At 64.8% G+C, this 10,415-nt stretch carries 8 protein-coding genes; 7 read left to right on the top strand and 1 reads right to left on the bottom strand.

The window, feature by feature from the left end; translation table 11 throughout:
* Positions 1–3: 3 nt before the first annotated feature.
* Positions 4–996 carry a P1 family peptidase gene (locus tag AC3WKX_RS33520; protein WP_003218615.1) on the bottom strand — a complete coding sequence of 331 codons (993 nt, stop codon included), beginning with the start codon at positions 994–996 and terminating at the stop codon, positions 4–6.
* Between the two features lie 306 nt (positions 997–1,302).
* Here AC3WKX_RS33520 and AC3WKX_RS33515 point away from each other — a divergent pair, with 306 nt between their 5' ends.
* The 7 genes from AC3WKX_RS33515 (at position 1,303) to AC3WKX_RS33485 (ending at position 10,304) form a co-directional block, all read left to right on the top strand.
* Positions 1,303–3,741 (top strand): TonB-dependent receptor plug domain-containing protein, encoded by a 2,439-nt coding sequence (locus AC3WKX_RS33515; protein ID WP_003218616.1) that lies wholly within the window; start codon positions 1,303–1,305, stop codon positions 3,739–3,741.
* Between the two features lie 58 nt (positions 3,742–3,799).
* Positions 3,800–5,137 (top strand): LLM class flavin-dependent oxidoreductase, encoded by a 1,338-nt coding sequence (locus AC3WKX_RS33510; protein ID WP_102606457.1) that lies wholly within the window; start codon positions 3,800–3,802, stop codon positions 5,135–5,137.
* Positions 5,134–6,051 carry a 5'/3'-nucleotidase SurE gene (locus tag AC3WKX_RS33505; protein ID WP_102606458.1) on the top strand — a complete coding sequence of 306 codons (918 nt, stop codon included), beginning with the start codon at positions 5,134–5,136 and terminating at the stop codon, positions 6,049–6,051. The genes AC3WKX_RS33510 and AC3WKX_RS33505 overlap by 4 nt, the downstream gene beginning before the upstream one ends.
* Positions 6,048–7,037: an LLM class flavin-dependent oxidoreductase gene (locus tag AC3WKX_RS33500; RefSeq protein ID WP_102606459.1), complete on the top strand. Its 990-nt coding sequence runs from the start codon at positions 6,048–6,050 to the stop codon at positions 7,035–7,037. Before AC3WKX_RS33505 ends, AC3WKX_RS33500 begins: the two co-directional genes overlap by 4 nt.
* On the top strand, positions 7,034–8,020 hold the full coding sequence (locus tag AC3WKX_RS33495) for an LLM class flavin-dependent oxidoreductase (RefSeq protein WP_102606460.1): 987 nt from the start codon (positions 7,034–7,036) through the stop codon (positions 8,018–8,020). The genes AC3WKX_RS33500 and AC3WKX_RS33495 overlap by 4 nt, the downstream gene beginning before the upstream one ends.
* A gap of 159 nt (positions 8,021–8,179) precedes the next feature.
* Positions 8,180–9,172 carry an LLM class flavin-dependent oxidoreductase gene (locus AC3WKX_RS33490; RefSeq protein ID WP_087695234.1) on the top strand — a complete coding sequence of 331 codons (993 nt, stop codon included), beginning with the start codon at positions 8,180–8,182 and terminating at the stop codon, positions 9,170–9,172.
* Positions 9,162–10,304, top strand: coding sequence for an LLM class flavin-dependent oxidoreductase (locus AC3WKX_RS33485; protein WP_003218626.1), 1,143 nt, complete (start codon positions 9,162–9,164; stop codon positions 10,302–10,304). Before AC3WKX_RS33490 ends, AC3WKX_RS33485 begins: the two co-directional genes overlap by 11 nt.
* The last annotated feature ends 111 nt before the right edge of the window (positions 10,305–10,415 follow it).

Raw genomic sequence — 10,415 nt, 5'->3', positions numbered from 1 at the left:
ACCCTAACCCCGCGCAGCAAACACCCCCCGAGCAATCGACCGAGCCACACAATCAGCCGCCGCCGACCCAATCCGCCCAATCTCCACCTGCCGCCGAGGCCCATCCGCCACCTCCACTGCCCCCGAAGCCAACGCAAAAACCGTATCCCCATCAAACGGCAAATGCGCTGGCCGCACCGCCCGGGCAATCCCGTCCTGCGCCATGATCGCCACCCGCTTGCACTCCGCCACCGTCAACCGCGCCGTACTCGCCACCACCACCAGCGTGGTATTGGCCCCCGCTTGCAGACGCCCCATGGAATCCAGCCGCGACAACTCCGGCATCGGATCACTGCAATCCATCTCCGTCACCGGCCGCGCCCCGCCAAACTCCCCCGCCACCTCCCAGGGCCACGCCCAGAACGTCTCGCCATCCGGCATGTAGACCGAACCAATCGGGTTAGCCACCACCAACGCGGCAACCACCAACCCATCGCCCAAATCCAGGGACGCCGTCCCCAGCCCGCCTTTCAACACCCCCGCCATGGCCCCACGCCCGGCCCCGACAGATCCCAGCTCAAACTCCGGACCAGCATTGGCCAGCGCCTCGAACCCCAGTCGCCGGTAAGGCGGCTCCAGACCCCAATCCTTGTCCCCGCCATTGGCCAAATCATGCAACACCGCCGCCGGCACGATAGGAATCGCCGGCGCACCCGGCTTCAAATGCAACCCCACCTGGTCCTGAGACAACTTCGCCGCCACCGCATCCGCCGCCGCCAGGCCGAACACCGAGCCACCGGCAAACACCAGCGCGTGCAGCTGGCCCACCATGTTCTCCGGCTCCAGCGCCGCGGTTTCGCGACCACCTGGGCCTCCACCGCGAATGTCGATACTGGCAGTCCAGAAACCATCCGGGCGGATCACCGTGACACCGGTGTCGGCGTACAGGTCTGTGGCGTGGCCAACCTCCAGGCCGGGAATATCAGTGAGGGCGTTGCGCGGGCCAGGTCTAGGCATACAGAAAAGCTTCCTTGGGTTTAGGTATGGCGTGGGGAGAGCAAGGGGTGTGCCAAGGAGGCGCTCCCCCGGCCCAGCGTACGCTAGCAGCTTCGCGAAAAAATCCCCTGCACAAAAACCAACACCCTGCCCTCCCGCCTGTTAGAAAAACACCACCCGCCCCGTAAACCCTCCAACAACTCCTTGTTATCCAAGACTTTTCAGCGATGGCACAGCCTTTGCTCTCCTGCCTCCACCAGAGCTTGAACTTAACAAGCCGTCCTCGAACAAGGCCCGTTGCCTAACCACACTGGAGTGTTGCACATCATGAATCCATCACGCGCCGCAGGCCGCCGCCAACCCGGCAAGGCTTTCGCCCATACCCTGTTGTTCCTCGCCGTGTGCGAGGCCGTCAGCTACAGCAGCCTGACCCTCGCCGCCGACGCCCCGGCCAGCGATAACCCCCTGGACACCGTCGTGGTCATCGGCAACCGTGGCCAGGCCCGCACCCTGGCCGACAGCCCGGCGCCGGTGGACGTGATTTCTTCCAAGCAGTTGCTCGCCACCGGCCAGGGCGACCTGACCCGTGCCTTGAGCAAGGTGCTGCCGTCCCTCAACCAGCCGGCCTCGTCGGGCTTCGGTTCGACCTCGATCGTGCGCCCCATCAGCCTGCGCGGCTTGAACGGCGACCAGGTGCTGGTGCTGGTCAACGGCAAGCGCCGCCACAACAGCGCGCTGCTGAACAACGCCACCTCCCTCAACTCCGGCTCGCAACCGGTGGACCTGGACATGATCCCCACCGCCCTGGTGGATCACATCGAAGTCCTGCGTGACGGCGCCTCGGCGCAATACGGGTCGGACGCCATCGGCGGCGTGATCAACATCGTGCTCAAGCAAACCGACCACGGCGGCAGCTTGTCCACCACCTACGGCCAGAACTATGAAAACGGCGACGGCGAAACCGTGCGTCAAACCGGCAATGTCGGCCTGGCCCTGCCCAACGACGGTTTCATCAACCTCGCCCTGGACGTGAAGAAACAGGACGTCTCGGACCGTTCCGATGCGGCGCCGTACACCGACAGTGCCGGCAACACCAGCCAACGCCACACCTACTACGGCACCGGCTTGCCCGAGGCGAAGAACTTCAGCCTCGGCTACAACGCCGAGCTGCCGGTCGCCGACGCGCTGACCCTGTACTCGTTCTCGACCTACACCCACCGCAACTCGGAAAAGCCCCTGGCATTCCACCAGCCGCCGTCGTTCAACGGTATCCAGACCCCGTACCCGGAAGGTATCGAAGACAACCTGCGCTTCATCGAAGACGACTTCCAGGTGGCGTTTGGCGGCAAGGGCCAGGCCGCCGGCTGGGACTATGACCTGTCGAGCACCTACGGCCAGGACCATGCCCGGGCCACCCTCACCGACACCTACAACCTGAGCTACGGCCCGAACTCACCGACCTCGGTCGACACCGGCGTAAAAACCTTCAGCCAGTGGACCAACAACCTCGACCTGACCCGCGCCTTCGACCTCGGCCTGTACAAGCCGACGCAGATTTCCTGGGGCCTGGAACAGCGCTACGAAGACTACAAGATCGGCAAGGGTGACCTCGCCTCCTACGCCAGCGGGCCGTTCGACACCGGTGCCAACGGCGCGATCATTCCACCCGGGACCATTTCCGGTGCCGGTACCACCCCGGCCGACGCCGCCGAAAAAAGCCGCATCAGCCTCGCGGGCTACGGCGAGATCGGCCAGGACCTCACCGACAAATGGCACGTGGACCTGGCCGGGCGCTACGAGCACTACAACGACGGCTCGGGCACCACCACCAACGGCAAGTTCTCCACCCGCTACCAGCTGACCCCGATCCTGGCCTTGCGCGGCACCGTCAGCACCGGGTTCCGCGCACCGTCCCTGGCCCAGCAGATCTACAGCTCCACCTCGCAAACCAGCGTCAACGGGCAACTGTTCGACTACCGCAACGTGGCGGTGAACTCCGATGTGGCCAAGGCCCTGGGCGCGACCACCCTCAAGCCTGAAAAGTCGACCAACTACAGCATCGGGCTGACCCTGCAACCCACTGACAACACCAACATCACCCTGGATGCCTACCAGATCGTGATCAAGGACCGCATCGCCCAGACCGGTTACCTGGGCGGCACGCCGCAAATCAGCGCGATCCTCGCCGCCGCCGGGCTCAACCCGAACCAGGCGGTGACCTACTTCACCAACGCCCTCGACACCACCACCCGCGGCGTCGACCTGGTGGGCGACTACCGCCAGGACATCGGTGCCTATGGCAGCCTGAAATACAGCGCCGGCTTCAACTGGAACACCACCCAGATCGACTCGATCCACGCCTCGACCGTGGCCGCCCAGGCCCTCGGCCCGGACGGTGGCTATGACCGCCAGCGCCAGGGCAACCTCAAGTACGGCTTGCCGCAATCCAAGCTGCTGCTGGGCACCACCTGGACCTACGACAAGGTTGAAACCAGCCTCAACCTGACCCGCTACGGCTCCTACACCGAGTACGGCACCGCCGAGATCTACGACCGCAACTTCGCGCCGACCTGGATCACCGACCTGAACATCGACTACCACCTTACCAAGGCCGTGACCCTGAATGCGGGGGCCAACAACCTGTTCAACAAGTACCCGAAACGCACCGACCTGGTAAGCAGTTCCGGCGGCTTCCCGTACGGTACCTTTTCGCCTTACGGCACCACCGGTGGCTATTGGTACACCGGCGTGACGTACGCCTTCTGACCCAGCCCGCGGGGCCGGTTCGCCGGCCCTGCGCCTGACCTTTTGCGGGAGCCTGTCCATGACCCGACGTACCGATCAACTCAAGCTGGGGGCCTTCCTGGCCAACAGCGGCCACCATGTATCGGCCTGGCGCCATCCCCTGGCCCAGGCGGATGCCAGCCTGGATTTCGAGCACTTCAAACACATCGCGCAAACCGCCGAACGCGGCAAATTCGACGCCTTGTTCGTCGCCGACGTGGTCGCCCTGTGGGGCCATCATCATGACGCCCTCAGCCGCACTGCCCGCGCCGAACACTTCGAACCCTTGACCCTGATGGCCGCTTTGGCAGCCGTCACCAGCAACATCGGCCTGATCGCCACCGCCACCACCAGCTACAACGAGCCGTACCATATCGCCCGCAAGTTCGCCTCCCTCGATCATCTGTCCAAAGGGCGCGCCGCCTGGAACCTGGTGACCTCGGTGGTCTCGGATGAGGCCTGGAACTTCGGCCGCGAAACCCATATCGACCATGGCGACCGCTACCAGCGCGCCGAAGAATTCCACGATGTGGTCAAGGGCCTGTGGGACAGCTGGGACGACGACGCCTTCACCCGCGACAAGGCCAGCGGGGAGTATTTCGACCCGGCCAAACTGCACACCCTGAATCATCGCGGCGAACATTTTTCCGTACGTGGCCCACTCAACGTCGCCCGCCCTCCACAGGGCCATCCGGTTCTGGTGCAGGCCGGTGCGTCGGAACCCGGCAAGGCCCTCGCCGCCCGCGTTGCCGAGCTGATTTTTGCGGTCAACCATGACCTGGCCGGCGCCCAGGCTTTCTATCAAGACATCAAGCAACGCGCCGCCGCCTTTGGCCGTGACCCCGACCACATCAAGATCCTGCCCGGTGTCACCCCGTTTATCGGCGAAACCCGCGAACAGGCCCAGGCGCTGTTCGAAGAGTTCCAGGCCCTGGTGGACCCCGTGCTGGGCCTGCGCTTCCTGGCCGACACCCTGGGCGATGACATCGACCTGTCGGGCTACGACCTCGACGGCCCGCTGCCGGAAACCCCGGTAGGCCAGCGCGGCAGCCGTCGCGACAAACTGCTGGAACTGGCCCGCAGCCAGAACCTGAGCATCCGCCAGCTGTACCTGCACCTGACCGCCGGCAACCCGATAATCGGCACCGCCGAAGACATTGCCGACTTCTTCGAGCGGTGGTTCGAAGCCCGTGCCTGTGACGGGTTTAATGTGTTCTTCCCGTACTTCCCGGGTGGCATCGACCTGTTCGTCGAGCAGGTAATCCCACTGCTGCAGCAACGCGGGCTGTTCCGCACTGAATACGAAGGCACCACCCTGCGGGAAAACCTCGGCCTGCCGCGCCCGGCCAATCGCTTTACCCAGGGAGTCACACCATGAAGCGCAGCGCATGGATGCTGGCAGTCGGCAGCCTGTTCGTCTCGAAGGCCTTTGCCCTGAACATTTTGCTGAGCAACGACGACGGTTATCAGCACCCCAATATTCGCGCCCTGTACACCGAGCTCAAGGCCCAGGGGCATACGGTGCGGATTGCCGCACCGCAGGCCGACCAGAGCGCACGGGGCGGTGCGTTTTTCTTTGGTCGCGAAGTCACCGTTGGCCATGACGACGACCCGGCCTACCCCGACAGTTACTACATCAGCACCACTGAAAACGGCGTGTGCCAAAGCCCCGAATGCGCCGGCAAAGACGTGCAGATCGAAATCAGCGGCACGCCGGTGATGGCCTTGCTGATGGGCCTGAAAAAAGTCATGGCCCACCCCGACCTGGTGATCGTCGGCCCCAACCCCGGGAATAACCTGGGGGCGATCAACAGCGCTTCCGGCACGTTCAACGTCGCCAGTGTCGCGGTGCAGGCGGGCATTCCGGCGCTGGCAGTCAGCACCGATTTGAAGGAGGCAGACCCACAACGCGCGGCGCAACTGGTGGCGAAGCTGGTCAATGCCCTGGACCAGCATCGCCAGCCCGACGGCGCGCTCTTGCCCAAGGGCCTGGGCCTGAATATCAACCTGCCAAAAGACCCACAGATCAAGGGCGTGAAACTCACCCGCATCGGCAGCTACGTGGGCTTTGAAGCGGTGTACACCGACGACCTCAAGCAATTCAAACTGCCGGGCAAACCCGGCATCGGCTTCCAGTACAGCCCCGCCGCCACCGCCGAGCAGCAGAAGCAGGATGAGGCGGTATGGCTCAACAAGGGTTACCTGACCATCAGCCCGTTCAGCGGCCTGCCTGAGTCGATCAATGCCGGCCCGGCGCTGCAAAAACAACTGGCCCGCGAGGTGCAGCCATGAGTTCGCGTTTTTCCCTGGGGTTTCTCAGCCGGGTCTACAGCCCCGGCTTCGAGCCCAAGGTCTACCGCGACACCGTGGAGTTGTTCAAGGTCGCCGAAGAGTTGGGCTTTGACAGTGGCTGGGTGGCGCAGCACCACTTCGCCAGCGAAAACGGCCGCCTGCCCTCGCCCCTGGTATTGCTTGCCGCCATCGCCCAGCGCACCCGGCGGATCAGCCTGGGCACCGGGATTATCGTGTTGCCCCAGGAAGCGCCGCTGCGCCTGGCGGAAGACGCCTCGGTGCTGGACCTGTTGAGCAATGGCCGGCTGGAGCTGGGCCTGGGTGCGGGTTTTGATCCCGACACGTTCACCGCATTCGGTCGTGAGCCTGAGGCGCGCCACCGCGATTATGAGCAGCACCTGCACCAGTTGATCCATGCCCTGGGCAACGCCCCCCTGACCGATAGCGGCTCGCGCCTGTTGCCACGGGCAGCCGGCCTTGGGCAGCGAATCTGGGAAGCCACCTCACGGGTGGAACGGGTGGCCGAGCGCGGCCACGGCCTGATCATGGCGCCCAACCCGCACCTGCCGCCCGAAGCCGGGGTAGAACTGGTCAAGCGCTATCGCAACGCCTGGACCGGTGACAACGGCACCCCGCCCCGTGTCACCCGGGTACAGGCGCTGATCCCGAACCCGGACGCCGCCACGCGCAACGATATCCAGGCCTACGTGCAACGCCAACAGAGCATCGGCGTGTACAAGGCGCCGGTGGATGATGATTTCGACGCCACCCTCAGGCGCCTCGGCATCCTGCACGGCCCGGTCGAGCAGATCATCGAGCAGTTGCAGCAAGGGCCGAGCCTGACGGCCAACGACCACCTGGTGCTGCAAGTACAGACCGCCAGCACCCCGCTGCGGGAGGCGATCCGTGCCCTGGAAATCATCCGCGAACAGATCGCCCCGGCCCTGGGCTGGCAACCGACACTGCCCCAAGGAACCCTGACATGAGCTTCAAACTGGGCTTTCTCAGCCACGCCTTTGGCGACGATCCACAGCAGGTCTACCGCGACCTGATCGAACAATTCGAAGTCGCCGAGGCCCTCGGTTTCGACGGTGGCTGGATTGCCCAGCACCACCTGAGCAACGGCTTTGGCCGGCTGCCGTCGCCGCTGGTATTGCTGGCGGCGGTGGCCGAGCGAACCCGGCATATCGAACTGGGCACCGGGGTGATCGTGCTGCCTTTCGAAGACCCGATCCGCCTGGCGGAAGACGCCAGTGTGCTCGATGCCCTCAGCGGCGGCCGGGTGCAATTGGGCCTGGGCAGCGGCGGCGCCAACCTCGACAATTTCAGCGCGTTTGGCCGTGATGCCGTGCAACGCCAGGTCGATTTCAGCGAACACCAGCAGCAGGTCCAGCAGTTACTCGACGGCGAGGCATTGATGCCCCACAGCGCGCTGACCCTGCAACCGCCAGCAACCGGCTTGAGCAGCCGCTTGTGGCACTCCCACGGCAGCCTCGAAGGCGCGGCATACACCGCCAGCCAGGGCAACGGCTTGCTGCTGGGCACCGCCACCCACGATCCGCTGACGGTGCAAAAACCCCTGGCCGATGCCTACTTGAATGCCTGGACCCGCATCGATCGCCCACCGAGAATCGGCGTGGTGCGGGCAATTTTCCCGGCAGCGGATCGCCCCAGTGCCCAAGCGGAACTGGCGGTGGATATCGAGCGCCACATCCCGCGCCTGCAACGCGAAGGCCTGATTGATCAAGCCGTGGACCTGCAGGAGCACCTGCGCCTGATGAACGTGCACCACGGCCATCCCGACGAAGTGATCGCCAGCCTGCAACAGGACCCGTCCCTGCTGCCCTATGCTGACTACGTGATCGCCGTGGTCCAGGCCGAAAGCTCGACCCAGGCGCAGATCCTCAAGCGCCTGGAAATCATCGCCCGGGACATCGCCCCGGCCCTCGGATGGCGAGGACGAGAGTAGGATGATCAAACGCCCTGAAAGCGTCAGCTCCCGTAGCAGCTGTCGAGTGAAACGAGGCTGCGTAGCGGTGTGCCAGATACACCGCGAACGCAGCCTCGCCGGGGCTCGACAGCTGCTACGACGACGCGTGATGCTGATGCCAAACTATGGAGCCCGTGTATGCCCCTTGAATTCAGTTGGTTGATGCCCCTCTGTACCCCCGACTGGGCGGCGCGGCCGGGGCAGTGGATCCAGCTGGCCCAGGCGGTGGAATACGCCGGCATCGACGGCCTGTGGATCCCCGGCGGCGCGCTGTGTGCCGACAGCCTCGGTGTGGCGGCGGCGTTATGCGCCCACACCCGACGGGTGCAATTGTCGGTGAGCGTACCGCCGGAAGTCATGCTGCCGGCGGCCCTGGCCACCACCCTGCAAAGCCTGCAATCGATCAGCAGCCACCGGGTGCGCCTGCACTTGCCCGACGGCGAACAAGGCAGCCTGCGCAGTGCGTTTGGCGAATGGCTGAACCGCGACCAGCGCAGCGAACGCATCGGCGAATACCTGGAGATTCTCCAACAACTGCTGGCACCGAATGACGGCGGCCTGGATTATCAAGGCCGCTATTTCCAACTGGAAAACGCCGGCGTCGCCCGCCGCGAACTGCCCGCGCCGCCACTGGTGCTGGACGACAGCCAAAGCCACGCGCTGGTGGCTGGCCACGCCCAGGTCTGCCTGTTGCGGCCTGGGCATCCGCAGTGGCTGGCCCAGGAAATACAACGCTGGCGCCAGCTTCAGCCGGGCCTGGCCTTTGCCTGTACCTTCGGCCTGGTCATCGGCGACAGCGAGGACCTGGCCTGGGAAACCGCCGCCGCCCTGCTGCCGACCCAGGACCTGCCCAACCACCGCATCGCCACCGTGCCCCGCGACCGTCACCCGTTGCGCCAGTGGGAGATCCACCCGAACCTGCTGCAACTGCACCCTGGCCAACCGTTGATCCTGGTGGGCACGCCCCGCCAAATCGCCACGCGCCTGCAGGAACTGCACGGCCTGGGCCTTGGCCACATCATCCTGCAAGGCGGCCCGGCGGTCGGCGAAGTGCTGCGCTTTGGTGAACAGATCCTGCCGCTGCTTTTTCAACACGGCCTGCGCAAGGAGCGCCTGCACCATGAACACTGAGGTTCGCCCCCCGATCCAGCTCGACTGGTTCCTGCCCACCAATGGCGACGGCCGCCACCTCACCAGCAGCGGCCTGCCCAAGGTCGGGCTGTTCCAGCAAGGCGAACGTGCCCCCACCCTCGATTACCTGCGCCAGATCGTGCGGGCTACCGAACAGGCCGGGTTCGACGGGATCATGGTGCCCACCGCCAGCGGTTTCGAGGATCCGTGGCTGATTACCGCGGTGCTGGCCCAGGAGGTGCGGCGGCTTAAATTCCTCCTGACGTTGCGACCAGGCATGGAGCTGCCGGCCTATACCGCCCACCGTGCGGCGACCTTGCAATTGCTCAGCGAGAATCGCCTGGCGTTGCATGTGGTGACGGGGTCCAGCCGTTTTGAGCAGCGTTCGTTGGGGGACTTTCTCGAACACGATGAGCGTTATGCGCGTACTGCGGAGTTTTTGCAGGTGTTCCAGGCGGTGTGGGCTGGAAAGCAGCCGGCGCATCCGGGGCGCTACTACCGCAGTGGGATCAACACGCCGGTGGCGCCTGGGGCCGAGGTGCCGGCGATCTATTTTGGGGGCGCCTCCGAGGCTGCCGAGCAGGTGGGGGCTGCCCATGGGCAGACGTACCTGATGTGGTGTGAGCCGCCGGCGATGATTGCCGAGCGGGTGCTGCGGATGCGTGAGTTGGCCGCGATGCAGGGGCGGACGTTGCGCTTTGGGTTGCGCTTGCACATCTTTGCCGATCGCACTGACGAGGCGGCCTGGGCGCATGTGGAGCGGCTGTTGGAGGAGATACCCAAGGACGCCATTGACCAGGCGCAGCGGCAGATGGCCAAGTATGAATCGGTGGGGCAGAGTCGCCAGACCGAGTTGATGAAAGGCCGTGGGCGTGGGGCGCGGGAGCTGGAGGTTTCGGCCAACCTCTGGGCCGGTGTGGGCCTGGTACGGGGCGGGGCCGGGACGGCGCTGGTGGGGAGTTATGAGCGGGTGGCGGAGCGGATCGAGGAGTATCACCAGCTTGGGGTGGACAGCTTTATTCTCTCGGGGTTTCCGCATCTGGAAGAGTCGATTCATGTGGGGGCGGAGGTGTTGCCTTTGTTGCGCAGGATTGGGGCTTCGGGGAGGGATGTTGAGGTGGGTCGGGGTTGATTGAGTACATATCCGTTTCTTCGGTTATGGCTGATATTGGTTCCGCTCTTACAGCGGCTCACTTTTGAAAAGCGCAAAAGTAAGCAAAACGCTCTTGCCCCACCACTCGGC

The organism is Pseudomonas sp. GP01-A4 (assembly GCF_058780865.1).
This window is presented reverse-complemented; position numbering and strand designations above follow the sequence as displayed.

Coding starts and splice junctions, on each gene's coding strand:
- AC3WKX_RS33515 (WP_003218616.1), top strand. CDS start 1,303: ATGAATCCATCACGCGCCGCAGGCCGCCGCCAACCCGGCAAGGCTTTC.
- AC3WKX_RS33500 (WP_102606459.1), top strand. CDS start 6,048: ATGAGTTCGCGTTTTTCCCTGGGGTTTCTCAGCCGGGTCTACAGCCCC.
- AC3WKX_RS33520 (WP_003218615.1), bottom strand. CDS start 996: ATGCCTAGACCTGGCCCGCGCAACGCCCTCACTGATATTCCCGGCCTG.
- AC3WKX_RS33495 (WP_102606460.1), top strand. CDS start 7,034: ATGAGCTTCAAACTGGGCTTTCTCAGCCACGCCTTTGGCGACGATCCA.
- AC3WKX_RS33490 (WP_087695234.1), top strand. CDS start 8,180: ATGCCCCTTGAATTCAGTTGGTTGATGCCCCTCTGTACCCCCGACTGG.
- AC3WKX_RS33485 (WP_003218626.1), top strand. CDS start 9,162: ATGAACACTGAGGTTCGCCCCCCGATCCAGCTCGACTGGTTCCTGCCC.
- AC3WKX_RS33505 (WP_102606458.1), top strand. CDS start 5,134: ATGAAGCGCAGCGCATGGATGCTGGCAGTCGGCAGCCTGTTCGTCTCG.
- AC3WKX_RS33510 (WP_102606457.1), top strand. CDS start 3,800: ATGACCCGACGTACCGATCAACTCAAGCTGGGGGCCTTCCTGGCCAAC.